Origin of the sequence: Desulfovibrio gilichinskyi, from assembly GCF_900177375.1 — a bacterium.
In the GTDB taxonomy this organism is placed as follows: domain Bacteria; phylum Desulfobacterota; class Desulfovibrionia; order Desulfovibrionales; family Desulfovibrionaceae; genus Maridesulfovibrio; species Maridesulfovibrio gilichinskyi.
The window spans coordinates 435,227-459,174 of the sequence record NZ_FWZU01000004.1 but is presented as its reverse complement, the minus strand read 5'-3'; the positions used below and the strand labels follow the sequence as shown (position 1 = coordinate 459,174).

At 43.2% G+C, this 23,948-nt stretch carries 20 protein-coding genes; 7 read left to right on the top strand and 13 right to left on the bottom strand.

Going from position 1 to position 23,948, the window contains the following annotated elements; genetic code table 11:
• Positions 1 to 69 precede the first annotated feature (69 nt).
• Positions 70 to 756: a UTRA domain-containing protein gene (locus B9N78_RS13600; RefSeq protein ID WP_170921430.1), complete on the top strand. Its 687-nt coding sequence runs from the start codon at positions 70 to 72 to the stop codon at positions 754 to 756.
• Between the two features lie 4 nt (positions 757 to 760).
• Here the strand turns inward: B9N78_RS13600 and B9N78_RS13595 are convergent, their stop codons facing one another.
• Genes B9N78_RS13595 through B9N78_RS13585 form a run of 3 tightly spaced genes read right to left on the bottom strand, consistent with a single transcriptional unit; the run spans position 761 to position 2,965 of the window.
• Positions 761 to 1,669: a hypothetical protein gene (locus B9N78_RS13595; RefSeq protein ID WP_085103170.1), complete on the bottom strand. Its 909-nt coding sequence runs from the start codon at positions 1,667 to 1,669 to the stop codon at positions 761 to 763.
• Positions 1,666 to 2,211 (bottom strand): class I SAM-dependent methyltransferase, encoded by a 546-nt coding sequence (locus B9N78_RS13590; RefSeq protein WP_085103168.1) that lies wholly within the window; start codon positions 2,209 to 2,211, stop codon positions 1,666 to 1,668. Before B9N78_RS13590 ends, B9N78_RS13595 begins: the two co-directional genes overlap by 4 nt.
• Positions 2,201 to 2,965, bottom strand: a complete 765-nt coding sequence (locus B9N78_RS13585; protein WP_085103166.1) for a glycosyltransferase — start codon at positions 2,963 to 2,965, stop codon at positions 2,201 to 2,203. Before B9N78_RS13585 ends, B9N78_RS13590 begins: the two co-directional genes overlap by 11 nt.
• 372 nt (positions 2,966 to 3,337) lie before the next feature.
• On the opposite strand from B9N78_RS13585, the gene B9N78_RS13580 reads away from it, so the two are divergent.
• The gene (locus B9N78_RS13580; RefSeq protein WP_085103164.1) at positions 3,338 to 4,960 is read left to right on the top strand and encodes a sigma-54-dependent Fis family transcriptional regulator; all 1,623 of its coding nucleotides are present in this window, start codon (positions 3,338 to 3,340) and stop codon (positions 4,958 to 4,960) included.
• A gap of 63 nt (positions 4,961 to 5,023) precedes the next feature.
• On the opposite strand, the gene B9N78_RS13575 is transcribed toward B9N78_RS13580, so the two are convergent.
• The 6 genes from B9N78_RS13575 to B9N78_RS13550 all read right to left on the bottom strand — a co-directional run bounded on the left by B9N78_RS13575 (position 5,024) and on the right by B9N78_RS13550 (position 10,515).
• Positions 5,024 to 5,743 carry an ABC transporter ATP-binding protein gene (locus B9N78_RS13575; protein ID WP_170921429.1) on the bottom strand — a complete coding sequence of 240 codons (720 nt, stop codon included), beginning with the start codon at positions 5,741 to 5,743 and terminating at the stop codon, positions 5,024 to 5,026.
• Positions 5,731 to 6,501, bottom strand: coding sequence for an ABC transporter ATP-binding protein (locus B9N78_RS13570; RefSeq protein WP_085103162.1), 771 nt, complete (start codon positions 6,499 to 6,501; stop codon positions 5,731 to 5,733). Before B9N78_RS13570 ends, B9N78_RS13575 begins: the two co-directional genes overlap by 13 nt.
• The gene (locus B9N78_RS13565) at positions 6,501 to 7,517 is read right to left on the bottom strand and encodes a branched-chain amino acid ABC transporter permease (RefSeq protein ID WP_085103161.1); all 1,017 of its coding nucleotides are present in this window, start codon (positions 7,515 to 7,517) and stop codon (positions 6,501 to 6,503) included. The genes B9N78_RS13570 and B9N78_RS13565 overlap by 1 nt, the downstream gene beginning before the upstream one ends.
• A 16-nt stretch (positions 7,518 to 7,533) precedes the next feature.
• Positions 7,534 to 8,445, bottom strand: a complete 912-nt coding sequence (locus B9N78_RS13560; protein ID WP_085103160.1) for a branched-chain amino acid ABC transporter permease — start codon at positions 8,443 to 8,445, stop codon at positions 7,534 to 7,536.
• 63 nt (positions 8,446 to 8,508) lie between these two features.
• Positions 8,509 to 9,627, bottom strand: coding sequence for an ABC transporter substrate-binding protein (locus B9N78_RS13555; protein WP_085103159.1), 1,119 nt, complete (start codon positions 9,625 to 9,627; stop codon positions 8,509 to 8,511).
• Between the two features lie 408 nt (positions 9,628 to 10,035).
• Positions 10,036 to 10,515, bottom strand: coding sequence for an L-2-amino-thiazoline-4-carboxylic acid hydrolase (locus B9N78_RS13550; RefSeq protein ID WP_085103157.1), 480 nt, complete (start codon positions 10,513 to 10,515; stop codon positions 10,036 to 10,038).
• A 199-nt stretch (positions 10,516 to 10,714) separates the two neighbouring features.
• On the opposite strand from B9N78_RS13550, the gene B9N78_RS13545 reads away from it, so the two are divergent.
• From B9N78_RS13545 to B9N78_RS13535, 3 genes are all read left to right on the top strand, one after another.
• Positions 10,715 to 11,986: an L-cysteine desulfidase family protein gene (locus B9N78_RS13545; RefSeq protein ID WP_085103155.1), complete on the top strand. Its 1,272-nt coding sequence runs from the start codon at positions 10,715 to 10,717 to the stop codon at positions 11,984 to 11,986.
• A gap of 82 nt (positions 11,987 to 12,068) precedes the next feature.
• Entirely contained in the window at positions 12,069 to 12,452 is a 384-nt protein-coding gene (locus B9N78_RS13540; RefSeq protein ID WP_085103154.1) for a RidA family protein, read from the top strand.
• Between the two features lie 470 nt (positions 12,453 to 12,922).
• Complete coding sequence (locus B9N78_RS13535; RefSeq protein WP_085103152.1) at positions 12,923 to 13,381, top strand: hypothetical protein; 459 nt, start codon at positions 12,923 to 12,925, stop codon at positions 13,379 to 13,381.
• Here B9N78_RS13535 and B9N78_RS13530 read toward each other — a convergent pair.
• Positions 13,378 to 13,995, bottom strand: coding sequence for a hypothetical protein (locus tag B9N78_RS13530; protein ID WP_085103151.1), 618 nt, complete (start codon positions 13,993 to 13,995; stop codon positions 13,378 to 13,380). The two genes, B9N78_RS13535 and B9N78_RS13530, sit on opposite strands and share 4 nt — an antisense overlap.
• Before the next feature lie 407 nt (positions 13,996 to 14,402).
• On the opposite strand from B9N78_RS13530, the gene B9N78_RS13525 reads away from it, so the two are divergent.
• The gene (locus B9N78_RS13525; protein ID WP_085103149.1) at positions 14,403 to 16,295 is read left to right on the top strand and encodes an Nramp family divalent metal transporter; all 1,893 of its coding nucleotides are present in this window, start codon (positions 14,403 to 14,405) and stop codon (positions 16,293 to 16,295) included.
• Positions 16,296 to 16,352: 57 nt separating this feature from the next.
• Here the strand turns inward: B9N78_RS13525 and B9N78_RS13520 are convergent, their stop codons facing one another.
• From B9N78_RS13520 to B9N78_RS13510, 3 genes are read right to left on the bottom strand one after another with little or no spacing between them, the layout of a single operon-like run.
• Positions 16,353 to 18,713: a response regulator gene (locus tag B9N78_RS13520; protein WP_085103148.1), complete on the bottom strand. Its 2,361-nt coding sequence runs from the start codon at positions 18,711 to 18,713 to the stop codon at positions 16,353 to 16,355.
• Positions 18,714 to 18,729: 16 nt separating this feature from the next.
• Positions 18,730 to 22,533 carry a response regulator gene (locus B9N78_RS13515; RefSeq protein ID WP_085103147.1) on the bottom strand — a complete coding sequence of 1,268 codons (3,804 nt, stop codon included), beginning with the start codon at positions 22,531 to 22,533 and terminating at the stop codon, positions 18,730 to 18,732.
• A gap of 43 nt (positions 22,534 to 22,576) precedes the next feature.
• On the bottom strand, positions 22,577 to 23,062 hold the full coding sequence (locus B9N78_RS13510) for an MFS transporter (RefSeq protein WP_137982547.1): 486 nt from the start codon (positions 23,060 to 23,062) through the stop codon (positions 22,577 to 22,579).
• A 25-nt stretch (positions 23,063 to 23,087) separates the two neighbouring features.
• On the opposite strand from B9N78_RS13510, the gene B9N78_RS13505 reads away from it, so the two are divergent.
• Positions 23,088 to 23,741, top strand: coding sequence for a LysR family substrate-binding domain-containing protein (locus B9N78_RS13505; protein WP_170921428.1), 654 nt, complete (start codon positions 23,088 to 23,090; stop codon positions 23,739 to 23,741).
• Positions 23,742 to 23,948: the final 207 nt, after the last annotated feature.

Below are 23,948 nucleotides of genomic sequence, written 5' to 3'. Positions count from 1 at the left end.
AGTTTCATGCGTCCATCGTAAATTTTATGAAATGAGAGTGGTATGGAAAAACAAGGCTCCTATCAAATTGTGAGAAAACGTATTCTCAATCTATTGAAAACCAATCAGTTACGGGCCGGCGACAAGTTGCCTTCCGAGCGTAATTTTTGCGAAGAAACCGGGCTTAACCGGAATACAGTCCGGCACGGACTGTTACTTCTGCAACGTGAAGGAGTCATTTTCCGTCTTGAACGAAAAGGTTGGTATGTTAATCCGATACGGTTAGCTTACAACCCGACAAATCATGTAAACTTTGCCAAACTAGCTGCTTCTCAAGATCGCCAAGCCTCGTGGACTGCTGTTGATAAAGGAATTGTAGTGGTAGATGAAAACGCAAACACCGGCGAGAGCGAAGGGTTCCCCCTCGGCACCAGTGTGTATGAAATGGATAGCGTTCTCATACTTGACGGGCAAAAGGTTGCTTATACGCTCAACTATCTGCATGCGGAAAGATTGAATGGAATCATCCCTAAGATCCAAGAACGCGCTATGACACAGGTAATTGAGGACGACTATAAAATTAAACTTAAACAACGTAACCTGATAGTCCGCCCGCAACTTCTCGCGCGAGAAGTCACCACCGAGCTTGGAGTTTCATTCGGCTCTCCAGGCGTTTATATACGCAGGATAAAAATAGATGAAAAAAATCAACAGGTACTGACTGTTGAGCACGAATACTGGCGATTCGATGCCATTGAGTTACGTATTGATCAGTAAGGAGCTAATAAGGGTAATCAAAGTCCGCTCTTAGTGCGTCAAGTGCTATTAACTCTTTATCTTTATACTTATCCTTATCGATAAGTGTCGGCTGACCTGTAGGCGGTACATCGTGATACATATACTTATAGATATCAAAATTTAAACAAGTTTGTTTTCTAAGGTGCATATCTCTGAACCACTGGCACCCTACATCCAAGATTTGCTTTCCAACATTAATAAATGCGCCGAAAGGAGTTGCTTTGCCGATCGGCATAGTCATCTTACGGGCTATTTTCATATTTATCAGGCAGCACCATTCATTAACTCTGCATTCCGGCAAAGGCCACGGCTGATCAAAAAAGATAGGGTGCATTCTTGGAATATGATAAGCGCGGACCTGCTTACCTTCAGGAGGCTGTGCGCCGCGATATAAACTGACCAGTTCACGAAACTCTGGACGATAATCCATGTAGGTATCCGGAGTACATTTGCCGGAGAAATAAGCAGGACAATACCAGCACTGCCCGATATGCCCAGACGCGACATTATCACCCATACTGTCAATCATTGCGCCGATAACATCTTTTTTAAAGATGACATCATTGTGAATAATCAGCACATAATCTTTATCACTCATTTCCCAGCCGTATTGATAGCGTATTGAATGGCGATAATCGACATCATCCATTTTATCCCATTCAATAGGAAAACAATAATTCCACTGTTTAGGCATAAAATGAACAATTTTATGAGATAGAGCATCCAGAACATATTGATGGCAACCTACGTCTATCCCGCGTGTTTTGGTGTTCTCCTCAATAAAATAAATTTTATCAATATGATTACCGCATGCCCGTTCAAGCGAAAGCAAAGCAAGACAGGTCTGAAGAGGTTTACCGCAAACGCTTATAATAACATCAACTTTACTCACTCATTTCCTCCTAAGACAGCCAGCACTCCAATATTTTTAATTTTTATTCCGCGAAACTGTTCCATCTCTTCAGGATAAAACTCATCAGTTAAATCAAAAAGCCAAAAACCGGCATTAAAGCTGTATGTTTCGAAACCTAAGGCCTGAAAATCTCTTGCAAGGTCAAGAGTATTCCACATGTTGTGGTGAGCCATGAGCTGATTACTTCCAGTATGTTGAGCGGGAGGAAAAAGTATTTTTTTCATAGCCCGAAATGATAAAATATTTTCTCTCCACATAGTTATAGCCGCTTCCGCATCCGTAAGGACTACGCTTATTTTACCGCCCACCTTAAGTTTGCGCTTTAATGTTTTAAGAAAACTAACATATACCGCGGTGGGAACATGTTCTAAAGTATGAATCAGACGGAATTCACTCACAACATCATCATTTGGAATAAAACCATCTACATCAAGAATATCATGCTGAATATCGCAATCATCTTCCATATTCACTGAGATGAATTCTTTGTTTTTCCCGCGTCCGCCAAGATCAAATTTCATCTAAGAACCTCCGAGCAATACAATTATAAGTGGTGTCTTTAGATTCAATTCTTCCCGGGGTGAGTTTTGATAGGTAGTCTTTCCAAGTTATATTTTCCCAAAGATGCATAGAGTACACATTCTTAAAGTCTGTATCTTTCTTCTCAAAAAGCTGGTCAACGCCAGCTTTTGTAAACAGGTGCTTAAAAAAACTGGACTGTGGCTCAATGTGAATATCTAAAGGAATCGCTTTGGCTAATTGCCCGGGGAAATAAACAGAATGGTTATCCCATTCTGGAGTACCAGGCTTACCTCCTTTAAATGCACTGGAATGGCCATCCAGCCACCGTTTAGCAAAACGACTCTGCCTACTGCTCATCATGAAAGCATTGCAAAGTCCCATTTCCCCCTGCTGTCCCATAACAAAAGGTTTCGTAAAAAGGTCGGGCGATAGTGGATTAACAAAAATTGTATCCATATCTGCATACACTCCCCCAAACTCTAAAAGGGCATTAAGTCTTATTATATCTGCCTGATGAGCGTAATGTGTAATGGGAATACCGAAAATATTGTCTGGGGGGACAACTTTAATGAGCTTTACAAGAGGTCTAACAACCTCCCAATAAGGACCGTGTGGTTCGTGCTGATAGTGGAAGAAAATTTTTACAGGCTTATTAACTTTTGCGCAGGAAATTATGGCCAGAGCATGAACAAGATGCAAAGGTTCAGTCTGTTTTTTTAATCCAAAGACAAAATGGAAAAAATTAGGGATCATTATTGATTAAGCCGCCCTTTGCGAAAAGAGATGTTAATTATGTAAAAAGATTTTCAAAAATCAAACTCTATCAAGATCCATATGATTACAATAATATTGCATATGTAGAAATGAAAACATAGTCAATGTCTAGAGTTTATCTAGTTTAAACTTAGCTTTATTTCTAGCCGTATATGCAAAACAAAAATCTCTACCAAATTAAAGCTACATCCAATACAATTTTGTATATTATATCAAACACCAACAACATAATAAAATATTATTTAACAATTTAAAGAATTAATACCCAATAAATTCTCACAATACATCATTCACTTTACAAATTTATCATCTGGCTATATATTTATCTTGAGAATTTATCTTGAGGTGATCATGAATAAGAATAGACACTATGCCCCGTCATGGGCGTTAGGCCCCGAAGGACAAAAGGCCACGGTCCTTAGTACACTTGAAGTCTGCCATGACCTCCAACAACTTGTGAGAATTTTATCTCGGCTGGCAGATATTGATTTATATATCATAAACTCCGATTATTTATGTGTGGCAGGATCAGGGGCATACGAAGCCGCAGTAGGATGCATAAGCCCAAGAGATACCGCTATCGGCTACAGCCTTGCCAGCGGTCGCCCGACTTTAGTCGCAGACCCTAGAGCTCATGTTGCCTGCCGTGACTGTTCACAGCAACTAACCTGCCGCGACCTAGCCAACTACACCGCTCCTATTGCCGTTCGTGATAAAATTGTAGCAGCCGTTCAAGCTGTGGCATTTGATGCTCCCCAATGTGAAATTCTACAAAATAAAGCAGCAGATTTAGCTGAGGCAATCACTCTTTTTTTAGTTCAAAGCTGCGAAACAGATGCACGACTTCTCACCGCTTTAACTGGAAACAGAGCCGAAATAGACAGCGCAGGGCTTGAAAGAATTGTCGGTGAAAGTCCTGCCATGCGTTCTCTCAAAGATGACATTATGCGCTGTGCACCGCTTGACTCCACAGTGCTTATTCAAGGTGAATCAGGAACAGGCAAAGAGCTTGTAGCACAAGCTCTTCATGAACTGTCACCACGTGCTTCTTCGCCGTTTGTAGCTGTAAACTGCGGGGCCATTCCTGAATCAATTATAGAAAGTGAATTGTTCGGCTACGCATCCGGAACGTTTACCGGCGCACAGCGCGGCGGCAAACCGGGGCTCTTTGAACATGCTGACGGGGGCACACTATTTCTCGACGAAATAGCCGAATTACCCCTACAACTTCAGGTTAAGCTTTTGCGAGTTCTACAAGAACGTAAAGTCATGAGACTTGGTGGACGCAAAGAATATCCATTTGACGTACACATAATCGCGGCAGCTAACGTGGATGTGGCTAAACAGGCCCGAAATGGGCTTTTCAGACAGGACCTTTACTACAGACTTTCTGTAATTCCCCTGCACGTTCCAGCTTTAAGGGACCGTGACAAAGACATTGAACTGCTGGTGTATCACTTTGCCAGACTCTACGCCCGCCGCAGAGGAGAACCTCTGCCATCAATTGACCCTGAACTTATAAAAAGATTCATTTCATATTCATGGCCGGGAAATGTGCGAGAGCTTAAAAACTTTGTGGAATACGGCATCAATTTCCGTAAAGGGCTGTCCCTTGATTTAGCTACTCTTGAAGAACGCTTTGTTGACGCTGAAAAAACACCGGATAAGCCAGGCTATGAACAATGGTCTATGGAAAAAAGTATAACCTGCCCCGGATCCATCACTCCCGCCAACGTTGACAATTCCGGCAAACCGGAAAATCAAACAGAAGCTTCATGGGAACAGGAACGTTCTGAACAAAAAGTTATAAAGCAGGCGTTATCCCGTTTCGGCTATACACTTGAAGGAAAACGACGAGCTGCAGAGGAATTAGACATGAGTTTAGCTACCTTATACAGAAAGATAAAACGTTACGGTCTACTTGACGCATACCGATATGATGTAGGATCTTCTGAATCAACTATAAAAAATTAAAGCTCCGGAAAATCTATATAAATTCCCCGGAGCCTTATTTTTTTTCACGAATGAAAACTGATCTTAACCGTGCACTTTTCCGCCTAGATATGCAGCTTCTAAACTATTGCTGCTGGCCAGTTCCGCGGCCGGACCTTCCATAAGAATGGAACCTCCCTCCATAATATATCCGTAATCAGCGACGGACAATGCTGCTTTGGCATTTTGCTCAACAATCAGGATAGCTGTCCCGGCTTCACGGATTTTTTTAATCAGATCAAAAATATCTTTTATAATCAGCGGAGCAAGGCCAAGTGAAGGTTCATCAAGAAGAAGCAATTTGGGCCGCCCCATCAGAGCACGGCCAATGCAGAGCATCTGTTGTTCACCTCCGGACATTGCTCCGGCTTTCTGGCGAAGACGTTCTTTAACGATAGGAAATAATTCAAAAATTTTATCCAAATCCCCTTTGAAATGTTTTTTTTCCTGATGATACGCACCCAAAATAAGATTTTCTTCCACAGTCATGTTGGAAAAGATCTGTCGTCCTTCAGGAGCCTGACAAACACCGAGTTTAACAACTTTGTCTGACCCGATATTTGCTATATCCTGACGACGAAATAAGATCTCCCCTTCTGAGGATTCATAAATATTTGAAATTGCCCGCATGAGAGTGGTTTTGCCGACTCCGTTGGAACCGAGAACTGCCACAATCCCGTTTTTCTCGATTTTTATATTAACACCGCGCAAGATTTCCTGCACGCCCATGCGCACGCATAGATTATTAACAGTTAATATTGGCATTGCTCTCCTCCTAAATATGCTTCAAGGACAGCTGGGTTCTTTTGGATTGCTTCTGGAGTATCATCAGCAATTTTCTTACCGAGAGCCAGTACCACCACGCGATGACAAATGCCCATTACCAACCCCATGTCATGTTCAACCAGTAAAATGGGAAGACCATCACTGTTAAGTTCACGTATAAAACCAGCTAATTGAGTTGTTTCCTGTTCATTTAGACCAGCTGCAGGTTCATCAAGAATCAAGAGTTTCGGATTTGTAGCCATTGCTCTGGCGATTTCAAGATATTTACGCTTGCCATAGGACAGATTGGCAGCCAGTTCTCCTGCCAGAGAATCTAAACCTACCCGCGACAAAATATCCCATGTTCGTTCGCTGATTTTTTTATCAGTCTCGCATCTAAATGGCCAAATCGCTCTTCTTAAGGAATGCCCCAAAGAACCGATTGCTCCTATGGAAACATTATCAAAAACAGTCAAATTAGGCATGATGCGAAGGTTCTGAAAAGTACGGCCTATGCCGAGTTTTGCAACCTCATAAGGTTTAAGACCCGTTATCGGGCGATCCATAAAGCGGACTTCGCCTTCGCTAGGTGAATAAAACCCCGTAAGACAATTAAAGAAGGTGCTTTTACCAGCGCCGTTCGGCCCGATAAGACCGACAAGTTCACCCGCTTTCATTTCTATGTCCACGCTATCAACAGCTGTAAGCCCTCCGAAGCGACGGGTCAGCCCCTTAGTTTCAAGTATAAGTTCAGGCATTATTTCCACCCCACCAACTGACGGCTGTTCCAAGCCGAATTAAAATACTTTCTCGCCATTTTTATTGCCGAGGTTTCACCAAGCAGCCCCTTAGGTAACAGAAGAATAGACAAGAACATAACAACTCCGACGGCAACCATACGCATGTCGCCAAGCCCTCGGGCCGCCTCAGGAAGAATTATCAGGAGCAGTGCTCCGAGAAGAACACCGGGCAACGACCCGAGTCCGCCGACAACAACCATGGCCAGAATTAAAATGGATTCACTGAACTGAAAGCTTTCAGGACTGATATACCCTGCACTATGGGCCATCAAAGCTCCGGCTATACCTGCAAAAAAGGTACTTGCGGCAAAAGTCTGAACTTTCAGTTTAATAACATTGATCCCCATTGCCTCGGCACACTGGTCATCCTCTCTTAGCGAACGCAAGGCATTGCCGAAATAGGAATTTGTTAAGCGCCAGATCAGATAAATACATACACAGGCTAAAACAGCGGTAATATAATAGATGGAAAGCAAACTTGTAAAACTGTGCCCGAAAATAGTGATCGGCTCATAAATCTGAACGCCCATCGGCCCTCTTGTAACTGATATCCAGTTAAGCAGAGTCACGTGAATTATTTCGCCCACACCAAGTGTTGCAACTGCAAAATAAATGCTGATAAGCCGCATGGTAGGCAAGGCCACCATAACTCCGGCCAGTCCTGCAACAATTCCGCCAAGCGGAAGTGTAACCAAGAATGGCAAACCGTAGTTGGATGCCAGCAAAGCTGCAGTATAAGCTCCGATACCAAAAAAAGCAGCATGCCCGAGGCAGAGAAGACCTGCGGTTCCGGTAATCAGGTTTAAGCTTGCGGCCAGAATACAATAAATAAGGGCGGAGTTGGCCACCTGAGTATAGTAACTCTTGCCTAAAGCAGATAAAATTCCGGGGACAACGGCTAAGACAATCACTAAAGTTGCCGCGACAAGTATTTTTGAACGCCAAGAGCGCGGTGCAGAATCGGTGGTAATCATATGAGTAACCTCTTGGTTAGACGCGTTCTCTTCGTGCACCGAAGATACCTTGCGGGAAGAAGATCAAAGTTAAAATGAGAAAACTGTAGGCCACCATATCGCTCCAGCCTTGGGTCATAAAATTCGTAGCTAAAGCTTCGCACACACCAAGTATCAAGGCACATATAACAGCTCCGGGGATACTGGACAGACCGCCCATGACCATGGCGACAAAAGCTTTAAGAGATGGAGCGAAACCCATTGCAGGAAAGATAGCTCCGGAATACAGGCCGACCATAATACCTGCCGCCCCGCCAAGCATACTGCCTACTGCAAAAGTTGCGATTATAGTTCTATCAACTGACAGACCTACATACTTTGCCCCGAGGGGATTGTTAGAAATAGCGCGGATAGATAACCCGATGCGCGTATGGTAGAGCACGTACTGCAAACCGGCGAGCATGACTATTGAGGAACCGAGAATGAGAAACTGACCGCTGGATAGTGATATTGGACCGATAGGAATAGGATCATTCATCAAATACTGTGCGGGAATCGATTGCATTTCTGCACCGAAAAAATGCTGAAGCAATTCTTTAATGATGATGGACACTGCAAGTGATGACAGCAGGGTTGACTCACGCATTGCACGTGATTTTAACGAGGCTTCATCCTGAAAGCGCCGAAAAGGTTTAAAGGCTATTTTCTCAAGAATTATTCCGGAAAATCCACCGACAGCCAAAGCAACGAGAATCACGAGAGCAATAGGCCAGCTCAGAGTGCTGATACAGACTATTCCGGCAAATGCTCCGATAGTATACATCTCGCCATGGGCAAAGTTGACAACGTTAAGCACTCCAAAAATAAGAGTGAAGCCGATGGCAATGAGCGCGTAGATCATTCCAGAACTCAAGCCATTAATTATTTGCATCAAAAGATAAGTGTCCATGAAGAAATTGTCCTGTGATTATAAGCGGAGCCATTCGGCTCCGCTGGTGGAACAAAAAAAGCCTTATTTTACAAGCTTGAATGAACCGTCTTCGACTTTCATTCTCGCCATATTCTTAACAGGTTCACGTGTTTCCGGATCAAATGTGGTCGCACCGGTAACACCTGGGTAATCTGTAGTGTGGGCCAAAGCGTCACGAAGACTGGAACGGGTTACATCAGGACCGACTTTAGCAATTGCATCCAGCATGATGCCTACAGCATCATAAGCTTGAGCGGTGAACATATTGGGTTCTGAATTGTAACTTTTTTTGTATTCAGTTACGAACTCGACAACATTAGCTTCAGGACTGTCAGGCATAAAAGTGGTAGAAAGCATCACCCCGTCAGCGGCTTTTCCTGCGAGTTCAATCAGTTTAGGAGAATAAAGTGAAGAGGTTCCGAAAGCCTGAGCTTTTATACCAAGCTGTCTGATCTGCTGAAGAGCCATCGCTCCCTCTTCATACATCATACAAAGGTATATAGCCTGAGGCTTGTCACGGCTGACTTTAGTCAGAATAGAGCGGAAGTCACGAGTACCAGGATTGAAATATTCGATTGAGGTAATTTCGCCGCCCTGAGCTTTCATGGCGGAATCAAAATTTTCAGCTGCAGAAATACCCCAGTCATTCTGGATTGCTATAATTGCAAATTTTTTAAAACCGAGACTTACAGCCCATTTTGCAGCGAAGGGACTTTCAAAAGCCATAGTAGTTATATTGCGGAATTGATATTTGCTTACTTTTGTAAAATCTGGGTGAGAGGCAGTTTGAGAAAGCTGCGGCATACCTTCAGAACCGTATACTCGTCCTGCAGCCATGGAAACTGTAGAAGTAAAATCTCCAAGAACACCTACTATACGTTTGTCATCTATAAACTTACGAGCAATATTAATTGCTTCTTTAGGATCTGATTTTGAATCTTCGTATGTTATTTCAACGGTAGCTCCCTTGAGCTTTCCAGATTTGTTAAATTTGTCTAATTGAAGTTTGGCTGCATTTCTAAAAACTTCACCGTATTGAGCATGGCTCCCGGACAGAGGCAGTGAATAGCCAAGTACAATAACCTTTTCAGCCATGGCTGTTGAAGCCATCAGCATTACGGCCATAAAGGCTACCGCAAGAAAAACGTTTCTTATTTTCATTTGTCCCTCCAAGGGATTACAGGTTAAGCGCAAATTAAACAGCACAGGATCAAGTTACCGGAGACATCCAAACGGGACTCATACGGGAGTAATAGCAATCTACATGCCACAAGATAGTCTTTCATAGTAAACGCGGGTGTCCATTGAATAAAAATGTCAATACAAATGAATAAACAAAAACACAAATGAGCATTATGATCAAAAATGTATAATATTGAGAAATTCAACTTACAATTTAGAGATATGCTTTGCGAATTTGTCAAGTTCTCAAAAGATAGTGAGAATTGTTGTAGAAGAGATGAAGTTCTCAAGAAAAGTGAGAATTTTATAGATAAGGTGAGAAATTCAAAAAAATGCGCGGGAAATTAACATATTAAAATAATTAATTTTCCCGCGCGGTAAGGCGGATTATTTAGAGCGTATTTTAAGGTAACATTTTTCTTTGCTACCTTCAGGAAGTGCTGTCATCTGAAAGTCGAAACCTGCGCCTTGAAATGTTCCAAAGTCAATTATTCCGGCAACTTCACAAAGAGTTGCACATTCTTCGTCTGAAAGACCCATTTTAAGCCATGCATTCTTAAGAGGACAATTGTCAAATTCAATATCCAATCCTTCTGCGTCACACTTAGTAACGGTTGGAGCAAACATCTTTGTGTCGTCTGGAATTCCGCCTAAAAAGGCATCACGAAGACCTGAAAAATTAGCCGGAGCAAACTGTTTGAAGTTCTCTCCAATCTGCTCTCCGCGTTTATAAATACCTTTTTTCATTACTTCTTTTGCTTTTTCAAGACCGAATTCATCGACCATAGCATCAAAGATAAGTTTATAAAGGATAGCTCTGTTTTCATTAGCAGCGTAAAGCTCTTTACGTAATGTTTCTTCACTCATTGTTTAATTCTCCTTTTTATTTACTGGTGTTTTCTACACCAGAAGTTGATTAAGTAATCCTTTTCTTATGCATAAGGTGTACCGCAACGCTAAATTTCAATGTTGGCATTATACTTGATAGTAAGACAGCAGAAAGGCAAAATAGCAAAACCCTATTCCGTGGACTGCTTATTAATTCACGCATACAAAAAGGACTAACATGGATCTGCACGCTTTCTTTAATAATGAAGTCAAACCTGCTTTGGGCTGCACCGAACCCGGAGCGGTCGCCTTGGCCGCAAGTTCCGGTGCTAAATATCTTGCCGGACCTCCAAAACATATTCACCTGCGTTTATCAGCGAATATTTACAAAAACGGACAATCTGTAGGAATCCCAGGCACGCCCGGGCTGAAAGGGAATCTGCTTGCAGCCGCGCTCGGAGCTCTGGGAGGAGATCCTGAAAAGGGTTTGCTCTCCCTCGAAAATATCAATGACGATTGTATTTCTAAGGCTACGGCCATGCTCAATGCTGGCAGCCTTACGCAGGAAGTCGTACACGACACTCCTAATGTTTATGTAGAGGTTGAGCTGTTGCGTCAGGGTGAAAGTGTTACTGCCGTTGTAGCTTATTCCCATGACAATCTTGTAGAAGTCACACACAACAAGCGTACAGTTTTTCAAGGACAGGAAAATGAAGGAGGTTCCGGCAGACTTCCGTCATATCTTTCTGAGCTGGCACGCCTGAATTTTGCGGATTTATGGGAACTTGCCGGCAGTATAGATGAAGAGAATGAAGCTTTTCTCCTGAAAGGCGCAGAGATGAATCTGCATGTTGCCAATGAAGGGCTACAGCGTCCATGGGGACTAGGCTCAGGTTATATCACAGCGCAGCACATGAATCAGGATGACTTGGCATGGGTAATTCGTGCATGGTCCGCAGCTGCTGCGGATGTTCGTATGGATGGAGGACCATGGCCGGTTATGAGCAGCGCAGGCAGTGGTAACCATGGATTGACAGCGATTATTCCTCCTGCACTGGCTGCCAGATTCTGGAAATGTTCTGACCGCGAACTGGCTGAAGCTTTGGCTCTGTCCCATCTGGTTACCGGAGCAGTTAAAGCAAAAACAGGACGTTTAACACCAGTGTGCGGATGTTCTATTGCTGCCGGAGCCGGAGCTGCGGCAGCGCTCACAAGATTAGCCAAGGGAACAGCCGTGCAGGCAGAGCAAGCTTCCTCCTATGTACTTTCGTCAGTGTTAGGAATGATATGTGACGGAGCAAAATCCACTTGCGCCCTGAAAGTTGGTACTGCCGCAGGTGAAGCTTTTATGGGTATGCTGCTTGCCACGAACGGTTCAAAATTTACCTCACAGCAAGGAATCATCGGCACTGATTTTAAAAACAATGCAGTAGCTGTCGGTGAATTATCAGGAGTAGGGTTTGCTGCGGTAGACGCGGTCATCCTTCGCCTTATGGACAGTCAGTCTTAAAAAACCTACCCAATAGACTGATAGTTCAGGAACTTTTGTATAATCATAAACAACATTATAATTATTTTGAGGAGAATTTGATATGAGTGAACTTAGCGTAATCGCCACAGAAAAAGCACCCGCAGCCGTAGGACCTTATTCTCAAGCCGTTGCCGCAGGCGGAATGCTTTATGTAAGTGGACAGCTTGGACTTAATCCAGAAACGATGACTCTGCCTGCCAGCTTTTCAGATCAAGCCGAGCAGTCTCTTAAAAATTTGGGTGCTATTCTAGAAGCAGCCGGCTGCTCGATTAAAGACATCGTAAGTGTAGATGTTTTTCTTATTGATATGGGCGAATTTAAAACTTTGAACGGTATATACGCATCTTTCATGGGAGATCACAAACCTGCCCGCGCAGCCGTTCAGGTTTCAGCACTCCCCCTAGGCGGGCTGGTTGAAATTAAATGCGTTGCAAAAATGGACTAGCCATTACGGAATAAACATTCTTCTCGTTCAGATTAATTTTGCGTAAGTAGCTTTAAGGTAAAATATACATCAGCACGAAGAATAAATAGATTTAATAAGGCAGGTATTCTCATTTTAGTGAGGAACCTGCCTTTTTTTGTGGCAGAGAAAATCATTCATGCAGTCGTTTCAAACACTAATAATACATCGGCTACTTTTCCACGGAATCACCCCAGCCAGTATCCAATAAAAATTGCATCATTGCATACGTGTCATAGTATATTCTTTGGCACATTTTCATACATACTATTTCGTCTATGTTTAGTGATAACTGCTCCTCCACATGAGAATTTAAACTTTACATGGCAATATTTCAATTGCTTTAGCAAAAACATACACTTCGTTAAAGCTACTATCGCGACTGATTTTCCTTCCATCGCAGTATTCAAGGGAAAAAATCTCTAGGACGTACATATCAATAACTAGAAATTATGAGCGAAAGCAAAACAAATATTCTTCAGAATACAAAATCAATCAGCACGGAGCTGGATCGACTGACGAGAGATATAGCAAAGTGGCGTAAAGAAACTTTTTGTTATCGTTGGCTAAATATCATATTATTTTGGGCGTGCAAGATTGTTGTTCCTGCAGGAGCTCTTTTGGTTGCAATCAATATGGTTTCTGGGTTGGTTGGTGAAGGGTTAATTGAAAACAGATACGCCGCAATTATTTCCATAGTTGTAACAGTAATGGCAAGCTTAGAAGCTCTGCTCAATCCTGCACAGAAAAAACGCTTGGCTTTCTCACTCAATAACAACCTACGGGCTCTTGAAATCAGCTTAAATATTAGCAGTGTCGAAATGAATGAAGAGAAGTTCATTGAAGAATTGAAACGAGCCAACGATCATTTTTGTGAACTCTTAAATCATTATTCAGACAATGGATACTAATGGGCTTTAGGGGAAACGAGGTAAAGTACAATTGCAATAGCTACTGCGATAATTAACGTTGAAGAATTAGTAGCCGGTGCGATGGTGACGGCTGCAACGAGTAAAAAACCTAATGTTGTCCAATTTGTTGCAACCATAGCCAGTTTAATCAATCGTCGTACTGAAGGAGTACAAAATTTATTTTCACGACTCCATTCAGGTTTGTTGCACAGCGCTTTAACTTTGTAATTTTCTATTGCTGAGATTAAATAGCTATGCGATTCATTTGGTAGTTTTTTAAGTTTTCTTAAAATATATTGATTTGCGTAATATCTATGTGAGCTAAAATGAATAAAAGCAATTCTGCCAATTTCAATTTCTGTATATATCCTATTATCACTAAAGAATCGGATATGGGTTTCTAAAGATCCATTGCAGTGACTTTTGACTAATCCACCAACCTGTTTTGGGTAGACATACTGCCAATAGGTAGGCCGATACCCAACATCCTCCAAAGCATTATAAATAGCTTTAATTTGTGGCTTCTGTAAAACTAGATTCTTAAAAGCATATCCATTGCATTCTTTTCGCTTAAAGACCCCCCAATTCCATGGAGGCTGAAAACTTTCGCTCATAATTTCTAGTTATCCATAAGTTGCGATTAATTTATATTATGCCTAATTAAGATTTATAAAAATTATATTATACCAAATACAACGTCAAACCCTTTTTAAATAACGATAAAAAGATAAAAGAAAATCTATGAAAAATTTATCTATTTTCCACGCTCTATGCCTATATCCTCCATACGCCCCGTCCTTTTTTCGGAAATTTAAATGCCATACGGATAAAGGCTACTTTGCTTCCGCTGTGAACCGCACCGCAAGAACAGAAGTTCTAACCTTATTTTTTTAACTTGCCCGAACGGTATTCACGGAGCATATTTCTCATTGAGATGATTCAGGAATATGCTATGAACTAGAAATGTAAAAAAGCTGTTTATTCGCGGCAATTAATATCGAGACAATGCAGAGAGCCAGACATGGATATAGACAACACCGATATAGCCCATTCCCACACCGGCAAATCACTGGAAGAAGTCAATAGCAGCGTCGAGACCAACCATCCTTCTTGGCTGAAGCGTGTGTTCGCCTTTGCCGGGCCGGCCTATCTTGTCAGCGTGGGGTATATGGACCCAGGTAACTGGGCCACCGATCTTGAAGGCGGCTCCCGCTTCGGGTACGCGCTCATCTGGGTAATCCTCATGTCGAATTTGATGGCAATACTACTCCAGACTTTATCCGCACGCCTCGGCATAGTCACAGGCAAGGATCTAGCTCAAGCCTGCCGCTCAGAATACTCTAAGTTAACAGTTAAAGCTCTCTGGCTCCTTTGCGAAATAGCTATTGCGGCCTGCGACCTTGCGGAAATTCTGGGAACCATCATCGGCCTCAACTTACTTTTCGGCCTCCCTTTGTTATGGGGCGCGCTGGTAACTCTGTTCGATACCTTCTTACTTCTGGCGATCCAGAGGCTGGGCATGCGCAAGATGGAAGCGTTCATCCTGTCGCTCATCATGGTTATTGCAGGTGGGTTCATCGTCAATTTATTTCTAGCCAAACCGGACTGGGGGGCCGCCCTCACAGGGCTGACACCGACTTTGCCCGTCGGATCAGTATACATTATTCTAGGCATCATCGGCGCCACAGTAATGCCGCACAACTTATACCTTCACTCGGCGCTGGTACAGACACGCCACGTAGCGCGTGACGTTGACTCCAAAGCCAGAGCCTGCCGCTATAATCTGTTCGACTCGGCAATTGCCCTCAACGCGGCATTCTTCGTCAATGCGGCCATTCTTATACTAGCTGCGGCCGTGTTCTATCGTAACGGGATCGTGGTCACAGAAATCCAGCAAGCCCACCAAATGCTCGACCAATTACTCGGCAGCAAAGTCGCCCCTGTCGCTTTCGGGCTGGCTCTGCTTGCAGCCGGACAAAGCTCGACCCTGACGGGCACTCTGGCAGGACAGATAGTCATGGAAGGTTTCGTCCATATCAGGCTGCGCCCGTACCTGCGTCGATTGCTTACCCGCTCTGTTGCACTGTTGCCCGCAGTGGCGGTTATCTGGATTTCGGGAGATAAGGGAACCTATCAGCTACTTATCCTCAGTCAGGTGGTGCTCAGTCTGCAATTGCCATTCGCCATAATACCGCTGGTTCATTTTACTAGTGATAAACTAAAAATGGGCTCCTTCGCCAATGCATGGTGGATCAAGATTCTGGCATGGGGAACATCAGCCATCATCATCGTACTTAATGGTAAACTGGTCTTCGATCAGCTCACAGAATGGGTTTCGGGCGATCTACCTAAACTTTTCTCTGTTTCAGCCTGCGGACTTGCAATACTGCTCACTATTTTTCTCGTTTATATTACAGTTCTACCGTGGATTCGCGGGGAAAGACCATGGCGTACCGGGAAACCGGTCGGAGGTGCCGCAGTTGTAGAAAAAATTGAGACACGCCACGTGCGCCATATCGCAGCAGCTCTGGGACACGACGACAGCGACCCGGTTATTGTCAGCCATGCCATGACCCTGGCCAAGTCCGAAAAAGCTCTGCTCACACTTATCCACGTAGTAGATTCAGCTCCGGCCAGAATATACACTCACGAGGCCTATGACGAACATTCACGCGAAGATGAGCAGTACATGAACGAAATTGCAGAGGAACTGCGCGCCGCAGGTATGGCCGTGGAAATAGCCCTGACTTACGGGGAACCGGCCAAAGCACTAAGCACATTTGTAAAGTCTCACGGGGTGGATATGCTGATCATGGGAGCACATGGACACCGGCTGCTTGGCGATCTTCTCTGGGGCGAAACCGTTGATCCGGTGCGCCATTTGGTAAAGATACCGATTCTCGTAGTGCGATAAGCAGAAAGAAAACTTACCAGTATACAATGTTCGTAGACGTCATAGATAAGTTTCTGATTAAATACCCTGCGCGAGCTTATTTCTGGCCCTGTTTAGAGTAGCCTCTAAATCAACTATTTCAACAGGTTTAGCCAAATAGTCATCCATGCTGGACCCTAGAAAAATATTCTTGTCTCCTTCCATTGCATAGGCTGTCATGGCAATAATATATACATCCCTGTTTTTTACTCCGGCCAGCCCCTGACGAATAGCTTTTGTCGCTTCTATGCCGTCCATCGTCGGCATTTGTATATCCATGAACACCACGTCAAAACTACCTGATTGTAAGCTTTCAAGAGCCTGTAAACCATTTTCAACAGCAACGACATGGCAGTCAAGATTCTCAATTTGCTTTTGCGCGGAAAGACGACTGATAAACTCATCTTCTACCAAAAGGATACGCATAGGATCTTGGCGAATAATTTCTGTCTGCACTTCTGCCGGTGATGGAATGTAATCCTGATCGACACCCCCGAAAAGAGCAGTGAAGTGAACAGTTGTTCCATTACCCTCCTCACTTTCCAAGGACATCCCCCCTCCCATCATATTGACAAGCCTTTTACAAATTGAAAGGCCGAGCCCTGCACCCTGATATTTGCGAGTATAGCCTTCGCTGGCCTGAGAAAAAGGCACAAAAAGATCCTGAATTTTACCTTCCGGTATACCTACTCCCGTATCGCTCACAGAAAACAGAATCTTTACCATATTTTCCTTCGAAATAGGCAGTTTGTATGCTTCTACAGTTATCTTTCCCTCAGTAGTAAACTTCAATGAATTCCCAAGCAGATTAGTAAGAACCTGTTGCAGGCGGACACTGTCACCAATTACGTAGTGCGGGACATTCGGATCTATACTCAAAATCAGCTCTACTCCGCTCTGACTGGCCACCGCACAATACATCTCCGAGAGTTGATGTAAAATATCCGTCAGTTCAAACTTCTCATAGCTGATATTCATTTTACCTGCTTCCACTCGCGAAAGGTCTAAAATATCGGAGAGAAGACTTGTGAGTCGTCTGGAAGATTGAATGGCCATAGTTACGTAACGGATTTGCTCATTTTTAAGATCACTGCTTTGCAGCAATTGCATCATACCCATAATACCGTTCAGGGGAGTTCTGATTTCATGGCTCATGTTGGCCAGAAATTCAGATTTACTGCGACTTGCCTTTTCTGCGGCTTCCTTGGCTTTGATTATAGCCTTTTCAGTATTACGCTCTTTGGTTATATCGTGAAAAACACAATGAACCTGCTGGAAAGTTCCGACTCCCGAAGAGGCCACACGTGCGTTGAAGGCTACCAAGACCTCTTCCGAGTTCTTTTTAAGAATTCGCAGTTCAAGACCTTTAAGTTCACTTATGGAGCTGATCTTGGAAAACTGATTTGCAAAATCCCCCCTACAGTCAGGGTGTAAAATACTCACAAATGGTTTGCCGACAACATCCTTAGCCGTATAGCCGAGAGTTTCTGTAAAGCGTAAGTTTACATCAAGAAATTCACCGAAGCCGTTCAAAGATTGATATGCTACAGGGGCATCGGTGTAGAGAAGGCGAAAATGCTTTTCGCTTTCTTTAATGACCTGCTCAGCCATCTTTTGTCTTGTTACATCCCGGGCAATAGCCAAAATGACTTTATTTTCACTTAGTTCCACCAAGCGACTGCGAATTTCAATTGGAATACGAGTCCTGTCAAAAACAACAAATTCGGATGAAATATTCACTTCACCGGTAAGGGCGATGCTACTTAGAAGCAGTCCTGCGTCATGTTTGTTCAAGATTTCTTTTACGGATCTACCTACAAGTACATTATGATTATACCCAAGAATAGCATGGGCTTCTGGATTGGCCTCAAGAATATCCCCATCCGTATCAAGTATAAAAATTGCATCATTAGCATTGTCAAAAAGAGTCTTATACTGACGGTCCGCAGCCTTGAGTTTTTGACCTGTAACTTCTACCTTGGTAGACAATTCGTCGCGTTCATGGCGTAAGCCATGTTCCTTGTAATGAACCTTCAACGCCACATTGACTTTGGCGACAAGTTCATTGGTGTCGATAGGACGGGATATAAAATCCAGTGCGCCGGCCTTCATGGCCTGTACACGCATTGAAGGAGTGGACTGGTGGGCAGTGATTAGCAGAATGGAAATGTCCTTATATTCCGGATTATCTTTAATACTTTTACATAACTCAATTCCATTTTTACTTGGCATCTGAACATCAGAGATAACAACCCCTACATCCTGACCAAGTTTTTGCATTCCTTCTTGGGCTCCAAGTGCAGTAATAACTTTTATAGAAGGGAGAAACTCATTGAGCATTTCTTCCAAGATAAATAAATTTTCCTGCTGGTCGTCAATGACAAGAATTGATTTAAGCATGACTATCTCCTGAGGACTATAACATTAACCATTTTAAAAGAATTTTACGCAAATTTTCAACATCATATGGTTTAGTTAACAGCCCGTCACATCCTGCTTCCATAATCTTTTTTCTATCGTCTTTCATAGCTCTGGCAGTAACAGCAATTACAGGTATATGCGCCAATTCCTGAGATTTTTTAATGGAGGAAGTGGCCTCCAGTCCGTTTATGCCAGGTAACTGAATATCCATCAGCACAAGATCAGGCCTGATCTCATGAATTATCTTCAATCCGCTTTCACCGTCATAAGCAACATGAATTTCACCTTGAAAATCTTCCAGAATGGCCTTGAGGGTAATAACATTATCCTCGTTGTCCTCTACAACAACAATAACCTTCCCCTTCCCGAACGGTTTATTGAAACGGTTATCAGGCAATTCTATCTCCATCAGTTTCTGCCCGCTCAAATTCACGTAAGCGGGCTTCGCGCCATCATTCACAGATTGAAGGATGAGCTCTTTAAGTAGCTCCCTGTCTAAAGGTTCCTTACGATTGAACTGCCTGACATTCCGGTTCTTAAGGACAGCTTGAACTTCGCTGCTTAAATCTTTACCTGTAAGAACTATGACCGGAATATGTTCTGTATCAGGCTCGGAGCGGATAGTTTCAAATGTTTTGAAAACATTGAAACTTGAGATCATGAGATCCAGTATTATAAGATCAGGGGTAATCTGCTGCGCCAGTAGCACTGCGTCTTGGAAGCATGCTGCATGGCTCATACTGAAGCATAGTTCCTTTAAAAGACGAGCTATCTGCATGGTTGCGATATCATTATCTTCAATAACAAGAACTTTCACCTCGCAACTGTGTTCAAATTTCTGCCGGCGGAGATCATCAAGTTCATTCTCTAATTTTTGAAGCAGTATTTTAACATCGAGGTCACCTTTCTGGACAATAGCCCTGGACCGTTCCAGAAGCTTTTGGTGCTCACTGATGCTAAGATCTTTGGCTGTTATTACTATTACAGGCAGATAACTTAACTGTGGAAGCTTGCTGATTTTCTCCAGCATCTGAAAACCATCCATTTCCGGCATCAGCAAATCCAGAGTCATAACATCCGGAAGCAAGCTTACAGCTTTATCCAGACCGGACTGCCCGCTGTCTGCCTCTATGGTGTCATACCCGGCTTCCCGCAAAGTATTCGATAAAAGCATCCGATCATTCTCTTCGTCATCAACAATAAGAATACTTTGTATTTGTGATGGCTTCTGTCCTTTAAGTTTGCTGATCTCGTTCAAAAGCTGTTCTTTATCGACCGGCTTAGTCAGATGAGCGTTTGCTCCAAGGACATATCCGGTGGTCGAATCATTACTTATTGATACTATAATTACTGGAATATCTCTTGTAGACGGATTTTTCTTGAGCATGTTCAACGTTTCCCAGCCGTCCATTCCGGGCATAAAAATATCCAGTATAATGCCCACCAGAGAGTGATTAGCGGCAATCTCAAGAGCACGTTTGCCATTATCAGCTTCAAGTACCCCATACCCGGCTTTTACAAGATGCTTCATGACAATTTCGCGCGAATTAGGATCGTCATCAACCACCAAAACAGTATTAAGGGAATGTTCGGATTCACTGTTGCGGGCCTCTGCGGAACTACTTTGTGTTTTCCCACTATCGGCTAAACGAAGCGGAAGACGCAGGGTGAAGGTGCTGCCTTGGCCAAGCTCCGAAGCGACTTTCAACTCGCCTTCAAGCATGTTTGCCAATTTTCTGCATATCGCAAGACCTAAACCAGTCCCTTCATGCTTACGAGATGTAGATCCGTCCACCTGCCTAAACTCATCAAAAATAGCTTCCTGATTTTCAATGGCTATGCCGATTCCAGTGTCTTTCACATGGAGAACCAGATGCTCTTCCTCAGTAGTCAGCAGGACTTCAATCGTTCCCTTATCTGAAAATTTAACAGCGTTCGACATAAGATTCAGCAATATCTGCCGAATCTTGTCCCTGTCGGAGAACATACTTTGGTAGTAATCAATTTTAACAATGAAAGACAAAGATTTACGCTCTGCCATCGGGCGTATCGTTGTGGAGACATCTTCCAGCAGTTCAGCCGGGGAAAAGTTATTAAGAAATAAATCCATGCGCCCGGATTCAATTTTTGAAAGGTCCAGAATATCGTTGATCAACGAGAGCAGATGTTTTCCATTCCTCTCAATAACATGAAGATATTCGGCCTCTTTTTTTTCATCCTTACCGGTTCCTTTAATCTGCATCAGCTGTGAAAGAGCCAAAATACTGTTCAGCGGAGTACGCAGCTCATGGCTCATGTTGGAAAGAAATTCCGATTTCAGACGGTCTGCCGCTTCCACCTGTACCTGTTTTACTTCAAGCTCCTTTTTCTGGGAGCTTAGAAGATTGGCCTGCAACTTAAGTTCTTCCGACCGAATGCGAAGTTCTGTGTTTCTTAATTCAATCTCTTCAGTGGCTTTACGGGCCTTTTCTCCGGCATTGAAAAGCTCGGTATTCTGTATCCGGGCTTCAGCATAAAGAGCATCTATCTCTTCACGCTGAAGTATATTACTCAAAGAAGTGGCTATATTATGGCAAGCAGTCTTCATAAAAGCCTGTTCGACAGTTCCGAATTCCTGAAAGGAAGTCACCTCTAAAACACCCAGAAGGTTATCGGCAAAAAGTAATGGTGAAACAAAGATAGTATTAGGCACCCTAGAGACGGTTCCAGACTGAATAAGCCCTTCATCTCTGCTCACAATCGTCAATATCTTCGGACTTCTCTCTTTGGCGACCTGTCCGACAATCCCGTCACCATCAGTAAATTCTCTGGAAAACTTATTACTTTCTGCCATGGCATAGGAAGCCAGCATTGAGCTGTTCTTTTTTTCCTCATCATATATGAAAAAAGCTCCTGTACTGGCCTGCATATGATCGGCAAGAAATTTTAAAACAGATTCTGCAAGCAATAAAGGTGACGAGGCTCCGGTAAGTTCGTCATTAAGTTTGTTAAGCCCTTCCCGAAGCCATAACTGACTGGACAGCGAGCGAATCAGGCCGTTAAAACTAACGGCCAGCTTAGACAGTTCATTATCTCCGATTACCTCAATCTCATTAAGGTTTCCCGACTCCGTTATTTTGTAGATTGTCGACTGAAGGTCATTTATCCTTCCTATAATATTTTTAATTAATATTGAACTTACAAAATAGAAAAACAGCACAAGAAGGCCGAGCAGAATGATGGTGTTGAAAGTAATATTTTCCCGGGCTTTATTAGCATCACTCATGAATCCATCAGCTTTGTTCCGAGCATAAGCCGTTAGGCCCTGCATATTGAGTTCAATGACATTGACCATATCTGCATTCTCAAGTTGAAATTTTTGCAGAGCTTCTTCACGCTTATGCTCACGAAGAAGAGATATTATTTCAATCCTGAGATTTTTCCACTTGAAAAAAGTTCGACGAACATCATCCTCCAATGCTCTTCCCTGCTCTCCAAGAATATATTTTTGTACAATGTTAAGCTGCTCCAAAACCTCCTTTTCACCCTGTTGGATGTTAGCCATTTGTTCCTGAAGATCAATCTCGTTTTTTGAATAGATAATGTCCTTCATCAAACTCTGTATGCGGAGAACTCTCTTATGGGCGGACTGAGCAGCATTAGATACTCTGAGTGGGTGTTCGTATAGTGTTGTTGTGAGATCCCCCAGAGTCTCCATCTCAATAAGGATAAAAGAACCGAAAAAAATCAGAACAACAGTGATAGCCATAAACGCGGCGATCAGTTTTGATTTAATCGTCATTCTATCAAGAAAATACATATATTCTCCACATTTTTTTAAGCACGGCAATCATACTTAGCATTTAGGTGATAAGGTCAATAATAATTTTATAAACTAAAAAAATAAAACTTGAAAGAAAGTATTTTTTTTTACCACGTCTTTCCTGCAAACATGTCCTGCACGACTGCTGCCTTTTAACGTTAAACGCAGCTGATCTTGCAAGAACAGTCACGGCTGACCATCCCCAATGACCCTGAAGAGCACTTCCGAGAGCTGATCCAAGCGACATACCCGTGAACATTCCTACGAAAAGGACTGCATTGAGTCTGCTGCGCGCATCTGGGTCAAGAGCGTAAATGATAGTTTGATGAGCAATAAGTGAAGTTTGTGCGCCAAGATCGAACCCAACTGCAGCTATGCCGAGCATACAGAGTTGAAGCTGTGGAGAAAGGGCGGGCATAATAAACATCAAGGCGAAGGATACAGCCGTTAACCCTGCTCCAAGCCTGTTGACCAGCTCCGGACCTTTTTGATCTGCAATGCGCCCGGCAAAGGGAGCAGCCAGCATTGAGCACTCAAATTGCGGATCTGGAATGTTTTCTCGGGGCGAGGAAGGCAGGCTGGCAATCGTATTTTTCTCAGCTCCGACAATGTTTTTTCTGCCGGATCTTATTCGTCGCTTCCGGGTAACACACCAGGCAGTGACGGTGCAATTAAAGGAATTGACTCCGGATAAACAACTTGAAGCCTTCGCTCGGAACGAAATAGATGTGGGGTTCACACGTCCATTACCTTCAGGTTATCAATATCTTAAAAGTGTAATTCTTTTCGAGGAACGTTTACTTGCAGTGTTACCTGAGACACACCCTCTAGCAGGACGTACCAGTCTCCGGCTTTCAGAACTGGCTGCAGAGCAATTTGTGCTTTTAGATCGTCCGGTAGCCGTGAGCCTTTACGACCATGTAATCTCAATGTGTCGTGAAAGCGGCTTCTCTCCAATCGTTATGCACACACCGGACCTTATGAACACGTTACTTATGATGGTAGCGGCTGAACAAGGTGTGAGCATAGTACCGGAAGGAGTCCTAAACTTGCGCGAAAATCAATTGTCCTTTGTACCTATTATCCCGTCTCCATCCCCTATTCCTCTCCTGATCTGCTGGAATACGGTTAGGGACAATCCAGCTCGAACCGCATTCCTTAATCTGGTCCAAAATCGCAAAGTCTACCTCAACGGTCAAAGCTAATCTACTTCTAAGCCCCCGATCCTTCGATGTTTATAATAATTTTGCAGGGGAAAAGTTGCCGAATTATTTGAATACTGCTATTTGTATCCATAATCTTCGCTATTCTCTGTATTATTAAATTCCCGTCGCCGACTCTTACAATCAAACTTCGGGCAAATTTTATAATCCTGCTTTCAAGTCAACTTCGCGCTTATTTTCGGACTGTTT